Origin of the sequence: Pantoea sp. PNT03 (assembly GCF_014852515.1) — a bacterium.
GTDB classification, from domain to species: Bacteria; Pseudomonadota; Gammaproteobacteria; order Enterobacterales; family Enterobacteriaceae; genus Pantoea; species Pantoea leporis.
Genome location: NZ_JACVBT010000002.1, coordinates 527,481 through 544,766, shown reverse-complemented (window position 1 = coordinate 544,766; position 17,286 = coordinate 527,481). Strand labels below are relative to the sequence as shown.

The 17,286-nt window shown below is 54.7% G+C and carries 15 protein-coding genes and 1 riboswitch; of the genes, 11 read left to right on the top strand and 4 right to left on the bottom strand.

What is annotated here, in order from left to right:
• On the top strand, nt 1-1,227 hold the full coding sequence (locus IB226_RS10555) for a M20 family metallopeptidase (protein ID WP_192235230.1): 1,227 nt from the start codon (nt 1-3) through the stop codon (nt 1,225-1,227).
• Between the two features lie 578 nt (nt 1,228-1,805).
• Here IB226_RS10555 and IB226_RS10550 read toward each other — a convergent pair.
• Nucleotides 1,806-2,072: a DksA/TraR family C4-type zinc finger protein gene (locus tag IB226_RS10550; RefSeq protein ID WP_008110643.1), complete on the bottom strand. Its 267-nt coding sequence runs from the start codon at nt 2,070-2,072 to the stop codon at nt 1,806-1,808.
• A 123-nt stretch (nt 2,073-2,195) separates the two neighbouring features.
• A riboswitch (TPP riboswitch) is annotated at nt 2,196-2,323 on the top strand.
• Nucleotides 2,324-2,424: 101 nt separating this feature from the next.
• Between IB226_RS10550 and IB226_RS10545 the strand changes: the two genes are divergently transcribed.
• The 7 genes from IB226_RS10545 to IB226_RS10515 all read left to right on the top strand — a co-directional run bounded on the left by IB226_RS10545 (nt 2,425) and on the right by IB226_RS10515 (nt 9,410).
• Nucleotides 2,425-3,507, top strand: coding sequence for a long-chain fatty acid--CoA ligase (locus tag IB226_RS10545; RefSeq protein WP_192235210.1), 1,083 nt, complete (start codon nt 2,425-2,427; stop codon nt 3,505-3,507).
• The gene (locus IB226_RS10540; protein WP_192235208.1) at nt 3,504-4,952 is read left to right on the top strand and encodes an acyl-CoA reductase; all 1,449 of its coding nucleotides are present in this window, start codon (nt 3,504-3,506) and stop codon (nt 4,950-4,952) included. The genes IB226_RS10545 and IB226_RS10540 overlap by 4 nt, the downstream gene beginning before the upstream one ends.
• Nucleotides 4,953-5,065: 113 nt before the next feature.
• A complete protein-coding gene (locus IB226_RS10535; protein ID WP_192235206.1) occupies nt 5,066-5,833 on the top strand; it encodes a 3-oxoacyl-ACP reductase in 768 nt (255 codons plus the stop codon).
• A gap of 281 nt (nt 5,834-6,114) precedes the next feature.
• Nucleotides 6,115-6,813: a hypothetical protein gene (locus tag IB226_RS10530; RefSeq protein WP_192235204.1), complete on the top strand. Its 699-nt coding sequence runs from the start codon at nt 6,115-6,117 to the stop codon at nt 6,811-6,813.
• Between the two features lie 197 nt (nt 6,814-7,010).
• Nucleotides 7,011-7,490, top strand: a complete 480-nt coding sequence (locus IB226_RS10525) for a type VI secretion system tube protein TssD (RefSeq protein ID WP_192235201.1) — start codon at nt 7,011-7,013, stop codon at nt 7,488-7,490.
• Nucleotides 7,491-7,529: 39 nt separating this feature from the next.
• A complete protein-coding gene (locus IB226_RS10520) occupies nt 7,530-8,048 on the top strand; it encodes an O-acetyl-ADP-ribose deacetylase (RefSeq protein ID WP_192235199.1) in 519 nt (172 codons plus the stop codon).
• Nucleotides 8,049-8,198: 150 nt separating this feature from the next.
• Entirely contained in the window at nt 8,199-9,410 is a 1,212-nt protein-coding gene (locus IB226_RS10515; protein ID WP_192235197.1) for a DUF4236 domain-containing protein, read from the top strand.
• 182 nt (nt 9,411-9,592) lie between these two features.
• On the opposite strand, the gene malG is transcribed toward IB226_RS10515, so the two are convergent.
• From malG to malE, 3 genes are read right to left on the bottom strand one after another with little or no spacing between them, the layout of a single operon-like run.
• Nucleotides 9,593-10,483 (bottom strand): maltose ABC transporter permease MalG, encoded by an 891-nt coding sequence (gene malG / locus IB226_RS10510; protein ID WP_101761284.1) that lies wholly within the window; start codon nt 10,481-10,483, stop codon nt 9,593-9,595.
• Nucleotides 10,484-10,492: 9 nt separating this feature from the next.
• Nucleotides 10,493-12,013 (bottom strand): maltose ABC transporter permease MalF, encoded by a 1,521-nt coding sequence (gene malF, locus IB226_RS10505; RefSeq protein WP_192235194.1) that lies wholly within the window; start codon nt 12,011-12,013, stop codon nt 10,493-10,495.
• A gap of 60 nt (nt 12,014-12,073) precedes the next feature.
• Entirely contained in the window at nt 12,074-13,264 is a 1,191-nt protein-coding gene (gene malE / locus IB226_RS10500) for a maltose/maltodextrin ABC transporter substrate-binding protein MalE (RefSeq protein WP_192235192.1), read from the bottom strand.
• A gap of 363 nt (nt 13,265-13,627) precedes the next feature.
• On the opposite strand from malE, the gene malK reads away from it, so the two are divergent.
• The 3 genes from malK (at nt 13,628) to malM (ending at nt 17,101) form a co-directional block, all read left to right on the top strand.
• Nucleotides 13,628-14,737: a maltose/maltodextrin ABC transporter ATP-binding protein MalK gene (malK, locus tag IB226_RS10495; RefSeq protein ID WP_101761287.1), complete on the top strand. Its 1,110-nt coding sequence runs from the start codon at nt 13,628-13,630 to the stop codon at nt 14,735-14,737.
• Between the two features lie 41 nt (nt 14,738-14,778).
• Nucleotides 14,779-16,080: a maltoporin gene (locus IB226_RS10490; protein WP_192235190.1), complete on the top strand. Its 1,302-nt coding sequence runs from the start codon at nt 14,779-14,781 to the stop codon at nt 16,078-16,080.
• Nucleotides 16,081-16,177: 97 nt separating this feature from the next.
• Nucleotides 16,178-17,101, top strand: coding sequence for a maltose operon protein MalM (malM, locus tag IB226_RS10485; RefSeq protein WP_192235187.1), 924 nt, complete (start codon nt 16,178-16,180; stop codon nt 17,099-17,101).
• Nucleotides 17,102-17,286: the final 185 nt, after the last annotated feature.

The window sequence follows — 17,286 nt, the reverse complement described above, 5'->3', positions numbered from 1 at the left end:
ATGAAGCCTGAACAGTTGATTCATCATATCGATCGCGATTTTTGCCTCTCATTCCTGGCAAAAATGGTGCAGCACAAAAGCTACAGCGCCACCGATGGCGAGCGTGAATTGGCGAAATACATGGCCGCGCAGATGGCGCAGCTGGGCCTGGAAACCGAACTGCAGAACGTGCCCGGCGACAGGCTGAATGCCATCGGACGATTGGCAGGCAGCGGCGGCGGCAAAAGCCTGCTGTTCAACGGACATCTGGATACCAATCCAGTCACCGAAGGCTGGACCGTCGATCCCTGGGAAGGAAAAATCGACGAACAGTTTATCTACGGTATTGGCGTTTCGAACATGAAAGCGGGCGATGCCGCCTATTTTTGCGCGTTGAAAACACTGATTGATGCCGGTGTAAAGCTGAAAGGCGATGTGATTTTGACCTATGTGGTGGGTGAGTTGCAGGGCGGCATTGGTACGCTGGCGGCGATTGAGCAAGGTGTGCGCGCCGACTACTTCATCAATGCCGAACCCACCGATCTGCAAGCGCTGACCATGCACGCCGGTTCGCTGATGTTTACTATTGAGCTCACTGGCGATACGCGGCATCTGTCAAAACGGGAAGAAGCGGTGGATGCGATCAGCGCCGCCGTCGAGCTGATCCCGCAGATTAACGGCATAACCTTTAGCGGCGCGAAAACCGCTGAGCATCGCAAGATTAATCGTGGGCATATCGGTACCGTGCATGGCGCGTTAGGCCGCGATCTGGAAGAGTGGCGACCGCCGCAGGTGGCTGACTTTGTGCGCTTAAAAGGCTCGGCACGTTTCGCGCCAGGACAAACGGTGGAAGGTGTGCTCGCTGATCTGCAGGCGCTGCTGAATGCCTTATGCCAACGCTATCCGGGCCTGAAAGCCGAGCTTTATGATGATGGCATTCGTGATAAACCCACCATGTTACCGTTCGAAGTGTCACCGGAGTCCGCCATCGTCAAAGCGGTGAATCGCGGCTGGAAAACCGTGCGCGGCACCGAACAGCCCACCGGCGTGATCACGCCTCCGGCGTTCTTCGGCACCGATGCGGCACATCTCTATCAGCATGCGGGCATGGAAGGGATCGTCTGTGGGCCAGGCGGCAAATACAACACCATGCCGGATGAGCGCGTTGAAATCAGTGAATTCCTCGACATGGTGCGCATCTATCTGCTGGCCATTCTGGAGATTTGCCAGCCGGTTGAGGCCGCGTAATGCAGGTTTAAGCGCTTATGCGTCTGCGTGCTGCCGCTATGGAAACGCGCGATACATCGCGTAATGCTTGTAAGTTAAGCCAACGACGAGTGCGCAGGCCGGGGGCCACTTTTGGTCCGGCGGTCCTCGCGCCGCGAGAGCGGTACCTTCACTTCGCTCGTTTGCCTGACGGACCGGCGGAGACGGGACTTCCTTGTCCCGGCTCCGCCTTTCGCCCGCGTCCTGCGGGCTCTCCTGGCATCCTCGCTTCGTTCAGCGCTGCGGATTGCCGGTCCAAAAGCGTCCCCGGCCTGCTCGGAAGCTTCAGTGAGTGCTGCTAAAAAGGGCTCATTTGCCGCAGCAGATGTGGCAGCGCCCGCACCAGATTAAAAGCAAAATGCTTGCTTAACTGACAAGCATTACGCGATACATCGCGACGCTACGGTATGTGCGGTTATTAATTTGAGAGCTAATCGGATTTAGCATGACGCAGACGTTGAACTGATTGATTAAGCATTCACCTGCAATACCACGTAGCAATGAATTGCCTGTGTATTCAGGTGCGCATTCCGGTGTTAGTGAATCATTAATTTAAATAACTACCGCAACTGACTATCCTTACTTCCGCGGCGGTTATAACCGCTGATCGCCGCCTGTTTTTTATCGATCTTGCTCTGGCAATTCACGCAGTAACGCACGCCAGCCAATGCTGCGCGACGCGCTTCCGGGATCGGTTCGCCGCACTCGTCGCAAAATTCAGCACTTTCACCGTGCCCGAGATTTTCACGAGCGCGGGCCACCGCATCATCTACCGTGGCATCAATTTGTTTGTGCACCGCACCGTCTTCTGACCAACCGCCAGCCATACTTCACCTCCGCAAATACTCATGCTCTGAGTATAAGACATGACGTGATTTATGCCGGGCAGCTCAAATTTTCACGCGTATTTAACATGGTTGACACATCATCGCGCCCCATCCTAGACTGCGGCTTGTTCCAAGGGGTGCTCTGTTAAGGGGCTGAGATTCTACCGGCTGGCGTGTATGCGCGGGCAACGTAGTGACCCTCCGAACCTGATCCGGCTAATACCGGCGTAGGGATGCGGAACCGCAGGGCGATATCGCGCCCTGATTCCCTCTTTGTGCTTTGTAGCGGACAGTTCGCGCTCTTCAGGCGTTGCCTGAGAGTCTCTGCGCAATCGCAAAGGTGGCGACGCACATGAACGAAACACACATCATCCAGGCTCTGCTGACATTCCTGCAGCGCGAAGATAGCTCAGACGACGACTTCAACCAGCTGGCCCTCGAAATCTTCGCTTATCAGTTCACACACAATTCCCCTTATCGCCGCTTCGCCACTCAGCGCGGACGCACGCCGCTGACGGTGAAAAACTGGCGCAACATTCCCGCCATCCCGATTAATGCCTTCAAAGATCTGACGCTCAGCTGCCGTCCCACCGAACAAATAGCCGAGATCTTCATGACCAGCGGCACCACCGGCACGGTAAAAGGGCGCAGTTACCATTCGACGCTGGAGGTGTGGAAAAAATCGATGCTGCTCAATTTCCGCCGTCGCTTTATGGCGGGCCGCGATCGCATCCGCATGGGCATTTTGTTCCCGAATACCGTGGCGATGCCGAACTCCTCGCTGGCGACCTATCTTGATTTGGCGATGAAGGAGTGTGGCACGCCGGACAGTGAAGTGATGGTGGGCGAACATGGCCTCGAAACCAGTCGTCTGTTCAGTGCGCTGGAACAGGCCGAAGCGGGTGGCGAACCCTACGCGTTGCTGGGCGCCAGTTACAGCTTTGTGCCTCTGCTGGATGACATGCAGCGCCAAAAACGCCGCTTCGCGCTGCCGGCAGGCAGTCGCATTCTCGATACCGGCGGTTTCAAAGGCCAGTCGCGCGAGATGGGCGCGGAAGAATTCTACGCTTCGCTCTCTCATGCCTTCGGCATTCCGCGTTCCCACTGCATCAACATGTACGGCATGACGGAAATCAGCACGCAGTTTTATGACGCGGGCAATGAGCGCTGCCCGCCGGTGAAATCCGGGCCGCACTGGATCCGCACGCTTGTGGTCAATCCGCTTACCGGTGATGATGTGCCGGACGGCGAGGTTGGCGTGCTAGTGCATCACGATCTGGCACATTTCAACTCGGTGTCTGCGTTGTTAACGGAAGATGCGGGCGTGAGGGTGCCCGGCGGATTCAATCTGCTGGGACGTGCGACCGGCGCTGATGCCAAAGGCTGTTCGCTGACCATGGAAGCGTTTCTCGCCAGCGCGCAGGCACAGTCGTGAAAGAAATTGCCGGACATCTGCCGGGCCTCTCCGCTGACGAAGTGCATTGGCACACGCTGAGTTTCAATCATCGTGGCGAAAGCCTCGAGGTTTGCGTTCCGCAACTTGATGACGCGCAGATAAAGGCGCTCGCAGCGCGCATCCGCACCAACGCCCGCGCTTATCTCCAGCAGCTGAGCGTGGCGCAGATCATGGGCATCATTGATGAAGCGGTGGCGCGACTGCTCGATCGTCATCATCCAGTGCGCATCAAGGCCGAAAAGCTGCTGCCCATCGTCACCGGTTACGATGCCGAGATGGTGCGGCCTGGCCTTACCGGCTATCTGAAAACCTTTCGTCAACCGCAGTTAAAGCGCTTTCTAGCGGAGGATTTCGCCGATGCGCAGATGCTCGACGATTTTCAGCCGCGCCCCAAAGGCGGCTTTGCGCGCGCATTTGGCCCGCAATTGTTAATGCATATCTGGGCGGGCAACGTGCCGGGCTTGCCGCTGTGGAGTTTGATTTGCGGTCTGCTGGTTAAGGCGGGAACCATCGGTAAACTGCCAGGTAATGAGCCGCTGATGGCAAGCTGGTTCGCGCAGTTGCTGGCGGAGATCGATCCTAAACTGGGCGAATGTATCGCGGTGGTGTGGTGGAAAGGCGGCGATGCGCAAACCGAACTAACGTGGCTGCGTCAGCCCGATGCGCTGGTGGCTTATGGCGGAAATTCAACGCTGGCGGCGATCCAACAGCGTTTGCCAGTTACCACGCGCTTTCTGCCGCACGGCCATAAAATCAGCTTCGGAATGGTGGCGCGTTCGGCGCTGAATGTACGGCAAGGCGCGGAGCTGGCGCGTCGCGTGGCTTACGACGTGATGCGTTACGACCAGGCCGGTTGTTACTCGCCGCAAATGCTGTTTGTCGAGCGCGGCGGCAAGGTGTCGCCGGATGAGTTCGCCAGCTACATCGCCCATGAACTCGCCGCGCTGGCGCACAAACATCCGCGCCGTCCGCTGGCGAGCGAAGAGATCAACAGCATTGCCGCGTGGCGTAATGGCGAGGAGATTCGGGCGCTGGGCGGCGATCGTAGGCTTTACGGCGAGGCGGCAGACAATTGGGCGGTGGTGAGCGTTGATCATGCGGAGCCTTTATCGCCGGCGGCATTGGGCCGTACGTTGAAAGTGGTGTGCGTGGATGCGCTGGAGGAGGTGGTCGATTTGGTGGCGCAGCAGCGGCATTTTCTGCAAACCGCAGGCGTGGCGGCCGCGCCGCAGGCGTTGTTCGGCATTTCGGCTCTGCTCGGGCAAGTGGGCGTTACGCGCATCGCGGCGTTCGGCAATATGACCTCGCCGGAAGCGGGCTGGCATCACGATGGACGCTTTAGTTTGCTCGATCTGGTGACCATCACGGAGATCGAGCAGGGCGCAGAAGCGGCCGCCGAGCGTTACGCACCGTATGCGGAGTGACGCGATAACAGATCGCACATACCGTAGCGGCTAATTTATAGCGCATCAATCAGCTGTGCGCGATAAATCGCGCCGCTGCAGATTTTGCGTGACCATATCAACCTGGAGCCAAAATGAAATTCTCCAATCAAACAGTTCTGGTGACCGGCGCAAGTCGCGGCATTGGTGCGGCGATCGCTAAAGCCTTCGCCGCAGAAGGCGCGTTTGTGGTGGTGAACTATCTGCGCAATGAAGCTGCTGCTGCGGGCGTGGTTGAGGAGTGCCGCGCATTGGGCGGCGATGCGCTGGCTATTGCCGCAGATGTCACCTGTGAGCATCAGGTCAACGCGATGATGGAGCAGATCGTCAACGCCACCGGTCGCCTCGATGCCGTGATCAACAACGCTTTCGCACCCTACGTTTTCGACACTGAAAATCGTTCACGTTTCTGGGAAACGTCGTGGTCGGGCTATCAGTCACAGTTCGATGGCGCGGTAAAAGCCGCCTATAACGTTTGCCAGGCGGCGCTGCCTTCAATGCGTGCGCGCGTGCGCGGCAGTATCGTTAATCTCACCAGCGATCTGGTGGCGCGTCCTTCAGTGCCTTACCACGATTACATCACCGCGAAAGCGGCATTGACCGGCTTTAGCCGCACGCTGGCGACGGAGCTGGGCCCGCTAGGGATCCGTGTAAACTGCGTGGCGCCCGGCCTGGTGTATCCCACCGATGCCAGCCAGGCAACGCGCGAAGCGGTGCGCGATTTCCTCACCGCGCAAACCCCGCTGCGGCGCATCGCGCGACCGGAAGATGTCACCGGCCCGGTGCTGTTTCTGGCCTCCGACTGGAGCGAATTTGTCACCGGGCAAACGTTGTACGTTGATGGCGGATTAGTGATGAATTGAACCGTACGGTTGCCATTAATTCATGGCGACCGTTCCGCATTAATAAGCTTAAGACGAATGATATACATCTCTACGCAATCACGGATTAAATAATAGATATTTCACACGCTATCGCCTCTCAGTATTTTCTTTACTGAAATGAGTAAAACACACAATTAAGTGAGAATTTATACATCCTTATTTTATGAATAAGGATCACGTCTGGCTAAATTTCAGCTTCCCTGAGTTATACCATTACCCTATAGTTTTCGTGGTTAACGGAGGAAATTTCAGGGATATACATGTATCACAGTGATGCGGTCATAAAGCAGCTTCAGGCGCAAAGGATTCTGGCAGAAAAGCTCGACAACGCCGTTTCCGGCGTTATTGATGCAGTTTCCGATCAGGTCAGTAAGATTAATAAAGGGGCGACGCGGCTTTCATTTTATACATCGTGCTTTACTGATGAGTATTATGATGTTTGTAAAAAACAGGCGCTTGAGGATAATCGATTCCTGATGGGGGTAGCGCAGTTAGTAAAAGAGCGAAATATTGTTTTCTCACTGCTAAAAACATACTTAGATTATCAACTGCAAAACAGAAACTTCCGGCAGCTTGAAGTAATAAAAATGCATCTTATGCGGGCTAACATCCATATCGCTGCAAGTACACTCACTTCATCTTCGTTTAGTCTGGGCGCAACTCTTGCGGTCGTAGCGGGACTTAACATTACGCTACCTATTGGAAGGAACATTGGACAAGTCGTTGGGGTTGTGGCTGGTGGCTTGGGAATATATGGTGTAGTTCAGAATGCAGCAGACAGCGCGAAGCGCCTGCAGTTAATGCATCCGCCTTATTATCACGCATTATATGTTCGTGAGCTCGAAATGATGTATTTCCTTGTTGAAACTTCATTAATACGTGCAGGCGCACTTAAAAACGAATGGCTATCAGATTATGAGATCGCTGCAGTTTTAATGAAATTGATGGGGAAAACATGAAGAGATTTTTAAAACGGTGGTTAATTACTGAAGGAAAGTTTTTGCTATGTATTTATGGCCCGGTAATTACTACTTTAATATTTGGAGTGTTAAAGGTAATTTATTATCCAGATAGTGGAATGTTGAGCGTAGGGGTGTTTTATTTGTGCGCTCTGACATTCTTTATTTATAAGTTTCGTTAATTTAAAGGATTAAATATGTCAATTCCAGCACATATCTGGTTAGAAGATGAAAGCGGATCGCCAATTGTGGGTTCGTGCATGATGCCGACCAGACTCGGTTCGATAGAGCTCAATTCGGTCATGCACAATATTACCATCCCGGTGGATCCGCACACTGGAAAGCTGACAGCCACACGCATTCATGCACCGATATCCGTTCAAAAGGAGTTTGATAGAACAACGCCGGTGCTGTTTCGTGCATTGTGTCAGGCCAGAACGCTGAAGTCAGCAACCATCAAGATGTACCGAATTAACGAAGCGGGTATTGAGGTTGAGTATTTTAATATCCACCTGGATAACGTCAAAATCTCCAGCATTTCACCGGCTCTGCTGCCAAACGGCCAGACCAGCACGCATCTGGAAAATATTGAGCTACGATATGAAACGATCACATGGAAATACGTGGACGGAAATATTGTGTTTAAGGATGGATGGAATGAGAGGATGATTGCTTAGCTTCTGGCTAAGATTGCTGACGCTGAGGATCAGAAATACATGAACAAAATAATATTGCTTAAAGACGATATAACCAAAGTCCCAGTGGAAGCCATTGTAAACGCCGCCAACACCTCCTTGCTGGGCGGCGGCGGAGTTGATGGCGCCATCCATCGTGCGGGCGGGCCGGCGATTTTGGCTGAGTGTCAGCAAATCAGGAATCGACAAGGTGGCTGCAAAGTCGGAAATGCAGTGATCACCACGGCGGGTGATTTGCCAGCAAAATATGTCATTCACACCGTTGGTCCACACTGGCATGACGGGCAACATGACGAAGAAACGCTGTTGAAAAATGCCTATCTGAGCTGTTTTAAACTGGTAAAAGAATACGGCATTCAAACCGTTTCGTTTCCTAATATTAGCACTGGTATATACAGATTTCCGAAAGTGCTGGCGGCTGAAATCGCACTAGCCGTGATTGATCAGTGTTTGCGTGAGAACGCCAATCTCGAGCAAGTCAATTTGGTCTGCTTTGATGAGGAAAATTACGACCTGTATTCAAAAATGCTTGGGCAATAAAGTTCTGTATAATTTCATTCAGCCGCACTCGAATAACGATATATTTACGGTTGGCTAAACAACATTGATGGCTATCTTATCGCCATCTTAAGCCGGGAAAAATGGCAATTTTTTACCCTTACTCAATAATCAAAAGGAATGGTTAATAACATGGGGTTTAGATTTCGAAAATCGATAAGCATTATTCCCGGTGTAAGGATGAACCTGAGCTCCTCGGGTGCGAGTATGAGTGTTGGGCCGCGAGGGGCATCCGTTTCGTTCGGCAAACGCGGTACTTATGCCAATCTGGGACTTCCAGGGACGGGATTGAGCTATCGAACTCGTTTAGATCGAGCAAGTGCAGCGAGCAGAAAACGCAATGCTTCTCGACAAGAGGATCCCTATTTACGGCAAGAGCTTGAGCAAGAGGTGGAAGCGCTTAATCAGGCTGTAGACGATATTGTGAATATCTATCTACTTACACCTGATCCTCGTACGGGGCATTCCTACTCCGAGCTCGAAGCGCATTATCGGCAGTTGATGTTGCAGCCCTACAATGTGCCTGCACCTGTCCGTCCCGAAAAGCCCGTTCCTCTTATTGCACCTGAACAACCTGAAGACAATCAAGGTCGTGGTCTTATTGGACGAATATTTGAATCAGCTTCTGCTCGCCAGGATCGGCAAACACGTAATATTGAGCAATGGCAACGAGAAGTAAAAGAGTGCGAACAGGAAAACGAACTTTCTCTGAAGCGATATCAGGCGATGCGTCAGCGCTGGGCGGAGCTATACGCTAACTGGAAATTCGATGCGGCTGAACATGAAAAGAAGATTGCAAGCAAGTTGGCAAATATTGAATCGCAATTCGCCACCGATAACAGCTATTTCGAATCACTTCTGTCCAAAGTCATTCAAGCTGCAGACTGGCCACGCGAGACGCTGGTGTCGTTTCAGGTGAATGCCTCCACATCTGAAATTCTCATTGAAGTAGATTTGCCAGAATATGAAATGCTGCCTACTTCATCAGTACGGGTGAATGCCCGTGGAACAGAGATTATTGAAAAAGAGTTGTCACAAAAGGCGATGCGAGAACGTTATGCTTTGCATGTGCACGGTATCGTATTGCGGCTGGCTGGTATGGCTTTTTGCGCGCTGCCATTTAATACCGTTATCATTAGCGGCTTTACTCAGCGAATCAGTAAACAGACCGGGCACTTAAATGATGAATACATCCTATCCTCACGTATTGAACGTTATTTATTTGAACGGCTCAACTTTAGCAATCTGGAAAATGTCAGCCCGATTGACGCTTTTGATAAATTCCAAACACAGCGTCGCATGAGCGCAACATTCATTTTTCAACCCGTTACACCTATTGTTTGAGAAGATGATCGCGGCCTCTACTACTCGGAAACCCTAACCAAATTTGACGCAACCGCATTGATTCAGTCTATATCGGGTGACAAAAGGATCTGTAATAACCCCACACCCATAAAAAAAGCGGCCCTAAGGCCGCCAAAACCCTCAACTGCAGTGAACATTGAGGAAGGAGGATAATAAACGGGTTAGCCTTTCACGCCACCAGCCGTCAGGCCGCTGACCAGCCAGCGCTGGGCCAGCAGGAACACCAGCGTAATCGGAATTGCAGAGAGCACCGCCGCCGCGGCAAAGTCGCCCCACAGATAGTTTTGCGGGTTGAGATATTGCTGCATGCCGACCGCCAGTGTGTAGCTATTCACATCGCGCAGCAGCAGCGACGCGACCGGCACTTCAGTAACCGCAGCGATAAATGCCAGAATAAACACCACCGCCAGAATCGGCACCGAGAGCGGCAACAGCACCAGCCGGAACGCCTGCCACGGCGTGGCGCCATCCAGCGCGGCGGCTTCTTCCAGCGAACCGTCGATGGTTTCGAAATAGCCTTTAATGGTCCAGACGTGCAGGGCGATGCCGCCGAGATAGGCAAAGATCACGCCGCCATGCGTATTCAGGCCGATAAATGGCAGATATTGTCCCAGGCGATCAAACAGCGCATAGAGCGCCACCAGCGACAGCACCGCTGGGAACATCTGGAAAATCAGCATGCCTTTAAGCAGCGTGGCGCGCCCGGCAAAACGCATGCGCGCAAAGGCATACGCGCAGGTGGTAGAAAGCGCCACAATGCCAATCGCGCTGATGGCGGCGATTTTCACCGAGTTCCACAACCACAGCAGCACCGGGAAGGGCGGCGGCGTCACGCGGCCATCGGCGTGCTCCACGCTGAAACCTAACGCCAGCTGCCAGTGTTCCCAGGAAATCTGCTCCGGGATCAGCGAGCCGGTGGCGAAGTTACCGGCGCGCAGTGAGATAGCGAACACCATCAGCAGCGGAAACAGAATTCCCGCAATAAACGTCAGCAACAGCAGATGCGTCATCAACAGACGCAGCTTTTGCGATTTGGGTTGCACCATAGCCATAACGTCTCCTTAATCGAATTTCATCCGCACGGCTTTAAGATTGATCACCGCCAGCGCGCCTACCAGCAGGAAGATCAGCGTGGCAATCGCCGCCGCCAGACCAAAGTCCTGTCCGCCGCCACCTTCAAACGCAATGCGCCAGGTGTAATTGACCAGCAAATCGGTGTAACCCGCTGGCGTGGTAGTGCCGATACGATCCGGTCCGCCGTTGGTTAGCAGCTGCACCAGCACAAAGTTATTAAAGTTAAAGGCGAAGCTGGCAATCATTAGCGGCATCAGCGGCTTCAACAGCAGCGGCAGGGTAATCAGAAAGAAGTTCTGCAGCGGCCCGGCGCCGTCCATCGCCGAAGCTTCATAAAGATCGTCCGGAATCGCTTTCAGCAGCCCCATGCAGAGAATCATCATGTAGGGATAGCCCAGCCAGGTATTCACAATCACCAGCATGGTGCGCGCCAGCGTCGGATCGCTGAACCACGCGGGCTGGAAGCCAAACAGCGCTTTCAGCATCACGTTGATTTCACCGAAGCTCTGGTTAAACAAGCCTTTGAAGATCAATATCGAGATAAACGCGGGCACGGCGTAGGGCAAAATCAGCATCACGCGATACACCGCTTTGCCTTTCAGTGCTTCCCACTGCACTAAGCAAGCCAGCACCATGCCGACCGCCACGGTGAGAATTACCGTCACAAACGAAAACAGCAGCGTCCAGCCAAAGATCGCCAGAAACGGTTTTTGAATCCCTTCATCGGTAAACACGCGAATGAAATTCTTCCAGCCGGTATTCACCGTAAAGCCCGGACTCAGCGCTTCGCCGCTGCTGTTCTGATAGAAACCGCTTTCACGATTGACCTGATAAAGCGCGCCGCTTTGCTGATTTTTCAGGTCGCCGTTGGCTTGCAGCACATACAATGGCCGCGTACCGGAGAACTGACGCAGTGAGCTCATCACAACCAGACGACCATCCGGCAGTTCGGCCTGAATCTGGTTCAGCGCCTGACGATTGGTGGTGACGATGCGCAACGTGGCGCGTTCGCCCGGCGGTGGCGGGGCGCTGGTGAGTTTCAGTTTTTGCGATCCGCCAAAGGCAAACGTCGGCGAAACGAAGGTTTGCCCGTTGGCGGCTTCGGTCAGCACCAGCTGCCAGCGATCGCCCGCCGGGATCAGCGAGAAGTTCAGCGCCGAACCATCCTGATATTGACGGCTCAGCAACACCTGTTGTGCACGTTCCAGCGTCAATTGGTTGGTGCTGCTGTAGTTGGTAAAGGCAATCGCCACGGTACAGGCGAGGGGAAACAGCACGAACAGCGCCATACCGGCGAGTCCGGGATAGACATAGCGCCAGGCGTAAGCGCGACGATTGGCATAAATCCAGATGCCGACGGCGCTGATAATCAGCGTCACCAGCGCAAACAGATATTCACCTTTTGCATACATCAGCACGAGCAGATAGCCGACCAGCAGACAGCAGATACCGAGAAAAAGAGCCTTCAGCACGGCGCTGAACCGTGCTGTTTTCGGTTTTCCTGACATGATGCGGTTTTCCTTAACAGCCAGTAACGAGCCGGATTGCGCCGGCTCTGGTAGAGAGGATTACTTGTTGAGTCGTGCCTGCGCATCTTTCAGCGCCGCATCAACGCTTTGACGTCCGCTCAACGCATTCAACGTGGCGGTGCGCATCGCGTACCAGAAGGCAGCCATTTGCGGAATGTTCGGCATGATGTCGCCGTTGCGCGCGTTGGTCATGGTGGCGGCAATACGCTCATCTTTTTCCAGCGTCTGCTGGAACGATTTCAGCGCCACCGCGCCGAGCGGTTTGTCTTTGTTGACCGCATCAAGACCGGCGTCGGTCAGCAGGTAATTTTCCAGGAACTCTTTGGCCAGCTCTTTATTCGGGCTGGCGGCATTGATGCCGGCACTCAGCACGCCGACGAAAGTTTTCGAATTTTTGCCATGCAGCGTGGGCAGCAGCGTGACGCCGTAGTTGATTTTGCTCTTATCGATGTTGCTCCACGCCCACGGCCCGTTAATGGTCATGGCGGTTTGCCCCTTGTTAAAGGCGGCTTCAGCGATGGAGTAATCAGTATCGGCATTCAGCGTTTTGGCCTTCACCTGATCAACAAGGAAGCTCATGCCCGCTTTGGCCCCCGCGTTATCCACGCCGGTATCTTTTACGTCGTAGCGGCCATCGTTGAGTTTAAAGGCATAAGCGCCGCCCGCCGCCAACAGCGGCCAGGTGAAGTACGGCTCCTGCAGGTTAAACATCATGGCGCTCTTGCCCTGCGCGCGCATTTTTTTATCAATGGCGGCAATCTCTTCCCAGCTTTTTGGCGGCTCAGGCAGCAGATCTTTGTTGTAGATCAGGGACAAGGATTCAACCGAAATCGGATAACCGATCAGCTTGCCGTTGAAGCGCACCGCGTCCCAGGTGAAGGGGAAGATTTTCTCCTGGAAGCGCGCATCCGGCGAGATCTCCGCTAACAAGCCTGACTGCGCATAGCCGCCAAAGCGATCGTGCGCCCAGAAGATGATGTCCGGGCCGTCGCCGGTGGCGGCCACCTGCGGATACTTCTCTTCCATTTTGTCCGGATGCTCAACCGTCACTTTGATGCCGGTCTCCTGCTCAAACTTTTTACCCACTTCAGCCAGGCCGTTGTAGCCCTTGTCGCCGTTGATCCAGATGACCAGCTTTCCCTCTTCAATCTTTGCAACGGCAGAAGCTGAAAACAGCACGGCCGTCAGGGCGGAAAGGGCAAGAATGCGTGCACCGGTTTTCATTGTCATAACTCCATCCTGTTAGCGGAAACGGAAATCGTTTTACCTGCCACATTGTGAGTATCTGCCGCCGCTTCTCATCCTCCCCGGCTCTACGCCTGCCCGACAACTGATGTGATCTGCGTTGCAAAACCACCCGGTTATCACGGGCTGGCGCACACAATCGTCGCTCTGCTCTGCGTCATAGCTCACAAAAATGGTTGCCTGCCGCGTTTTATCAGACGCGTCTGCGCGATCTCCTCCTCCCGTCTCCTCCCCCACGCTGCCGCCGTGCGGTGGAGGATGTCGGCGGTTATCTCCTTGCCCATAGTGGTCGCCGGGGTCTGTCCGCCGACTTGCGGACAAGGAATAGCAAGCTGAGAGGAAAGCATCATGTCGAGCGTTACGTTGCGCAGTGTCTCCAAGGTGTGGGGCGAAACCGAGGTGTCGAAAAACATCAGCCTTGAGATCGCTGAAGGCGAGTTCGTGGTTTTTGTCGGACCTTCAGGCTGCGGCAAATCGACGCTGCTGCGCATGATTGCCGGTCTGGAAACCATCACCAGCGGCGATCTGTTTATTGGCGACAAACGCATGAATGAGGTGCCGCCCGCCGAGCGCGGCATCGGCATGGTGTTTCAGTCCTACGCGTTGTATCCCCACCTTTCGGTGGCTGAGAACATGTCGTTCGGCCTGAAGCTGGCCGGCACGCGCAAAGCGGAGATTCAGCAGCGGGTCAATCAGGTGGCGGAAGTGCTGCAGCTGGCGCATCTGCTGGATCGCCGTCCGAAAGCGTTGTCGGGTGGTCAGCGTCAGCGCGTGGCGATTGGCCGTACGCTGGTGGCGGAACCGCGCGTGTTTTTACTTGATGAGCCGCTCTCCAACCTTGACGCGGCGCTGCGCGTGCAGATGCGCATCGAGATCTCACGCCTGCATAAGCGTTTGAAGCGCACCATGATTTACGTCACCCACGATCAGACCGAAGCGATGACGCTGGCCGATAAGATCGTGGTGCTGGATGGCGGCCACGTTGCCCAGGTCGGCAAGCCGCTCGAGCTGTATCACTATCCCGCCAATCGTTTCGTCGCCGGTTTTATCGGCTCACCGCGCATGAATTTCCTACCGGTAAAAGTCACCGCCACCGCCATCGATCAGGTTCAGGTGCGTTTACCCAATACCCAGTTGGTGTGGCTGCCGGTCGACAGCGCCGGTGTGCAGGTGGGCAGCAACATGTCGTTAGGCATTCGTCCCGAACATCTGCTCTCCAGCGATATCGCTGACGTCACCCTCGAAGGCGAGGTGACGGTGGTGGAGCAGTTGGGACACGAAACGCAAATTCACATCCAGATTCCCGCCATTCGTCAAAGCCTGGTTTATCGCCAGGAGGACGTCGTGCTGGTAGAAGAGGGCGCCCTGATGGGCATCGGCCTGCCGCCAGAGCGTTGCCATCTTTTCCGTGAAGATGGCAGCGCCTGTCGCCGGCTACATCAGGAACCCGGTGTTTAGCCCTGCAAAACAATAAAAGCAATGACCTCAGGAGATAGAAAATGTTAACTCTGCGCAAACTCCCTATCGCGGTTGCTATCGCGGCAGGCACGCTCGCTGCCCCGTCGATGGCAGTCGATTTTACCGGCTATGCCCGTTCCGGCATCGGCTGGACCGGCAGCGGCGGGGAACAGCAATGTTTTCAGGCCACCGGCACTCAAAGTAAATACCGTCTGGGCAACGAATGTGAAACCTACGCTGAACTGAAGCTGGGCCAGGAAGTGTGGAAAGAGGGCGATAAGAGCTTCTATTTCGATACCAACGTCGCCTATTCGGTTTCTCAGCAGAATGACTGGGAAGCGACCTCGCCCGCGTTCCGCGAGGCCAACGTCAAGGGCAAAAACCTGATCGAATCGCTGCCGGGTTCCACCATCTGGGCCGGTAAGCGTTTCTACCAGCGTCATGACGTGCATATGATCGACTTCTACTACTGGGATATTTCCGGTCCCGGTGCCGGTCTGGAAGATGTCGATCTCGGCTTTGGCAAACTCTCTTTCGCCGCCACGCGCTCCTCCGAAGCGGGCGGTTCTTACACCTTCTCCAGCGATCAGATTCGTGATTACGCCACCAGCACCGCCAACGACGTGTTTGATGTGCGCCTCGCAGGTCTTGAAACCAACCCGAACGGCGTGCTGGAGCTGGGCGTCGATTATGGCCGCGCCAACGCGCGTGACGGTTATCGCCTGGAAGATAACGCCTCCAAAGATGGCTGGATGTTCACCGCCGAACACACGCAGAGCATGCTGAAGGGCTACAACAAATTCGTGCTGCAGTACGCCACTGATGCGTTGACTTCACAGGGTAAAGGGCTGCCGCAGGGCACCAACATCAACAACAGCGGCAGCATGTATCGCGTACTCGATCACGGTGCAATTAGCCTCGCCGATCGCTGGGATCTGATGTATGTCGCCATGTACCAGAACACCGATCTCGATAACAACCGTGGTACCGAGTGGTACACCGTGGGCGTGCGCCCCATGTACAAATGGACGCCAATCATGAGCACGCTGCTTGAAGTGGGCTACGACAACGTGAAGTCGCAGCAGGTTAACGAGCGCAACGGCCAGTACAAAGTGACGCTGGCGCAACAGTGGCAGGCGGGCGACAGCATCTGGTCGCGTCCGGCGCTGCGTCTGTTCGCGACCTACGCCAAGTGGGATGAGAAATGGGGCTACAGCAAAGACAGCTCAGGTGATTTGACCTCCTTTGCTTCTAACGACAGCAGCGGCAACGGCATTCTGACCAACAGCCGTGGCAACGACGATGAGGTGACATTCGGGGCGCAGATGGAGATTTGGTGGTAATGCTCCCGCATGTGGCTTAACTGAGACGATCTCTTTTCGGCGCGGCGCGCCATTGCCTGGTTCGCGCCGCCGCCTGACAGTTTTTTGAGGTTATACAATGAGAATGAAAAAAACGGTTTTTGCGCTCTGCCTGAGCGCCGCGCTGCTGGCCGGTCAAAGTTTACCGGCGCTCGCGGATGTCAATCTGGTGCCACAGGATCTCTCTGCCGCGCCCACATTCCCTGCCGCCAGCCTGCAAACGCTGAGCTGGCTGCCGGTCGATACCTCCCGCACGCAGGTCACTACGCTGAGCGAGAGCCACAGCAATCTGAATGCAGCGGGCGTGACGGGTTCGGTGGCGGCCTACAGCTTGCCAGCCAATATCGGTGAACTCACCATTACGCTGAGCAGTGAAGTGAAACAAAATCAGGTGTTCGCACCGAATGTGCTGGTGCTGGATGAGAACATGCGTCCGGCGGCCTGGTTCCCGGCGCGCTTTTTCACCTATCAGCAGCCGGGCGTGATGGCGGCTGATAGGCTGGAAGGCGTGATGAAACTGACGCCTGCGCTGGGTCAGCAAAAGATCTATCTGCTGGTATTCACCACCGAGAAGGATTTGACCGAAACCACCACGCTATTGGATCCGGCGAAAGCCTACGCCCGCGGTACCGGCAATGCGGTGCCGGATATTCCCGATCCGATTGCGCAGCACAGCCGCGATGGCACCCTGAAACTGAAAGTGAAAACCAGTTCAGGTTCATCCATTTTGGTTGGACCGCTGTTTGGATCATCGAGTCCTGCGCCGGTAACGGTGGGCAATACGCAGCCGGTTGCGCCGGCGACTTATCGTGCTGCCCCGATTTCGGATGCAAAACCTAAACCGATCATGACGGATACCGAAGGTTACTTTAATCAGAACATCCGCGAGGCGGTTGAGAAGGGCAATATCGATAAGGCGTTGAAGCTGCTGGACGAGGCCGAGCGTTTAGGCTCCACGTCGGCCAGACAGGTGTTTATCAGCAGTGTTAAAGGCAAGGGGTAATCCGCCCCGGCAGTGCTGATTTGTCCCATCTGGTGCGCTTCGGCGCACCTTTTTTATTGGGAGCCAAAGTTCGTAGCGGCGCAATTTATTGCGCAATGCTGTGTCGGAGCACGAAAGTCAAAACAACGCGATGAATCGCGCCGCTACGGATGTGTGCGTTTTTAAGATCGCCTTCCATGGCGACC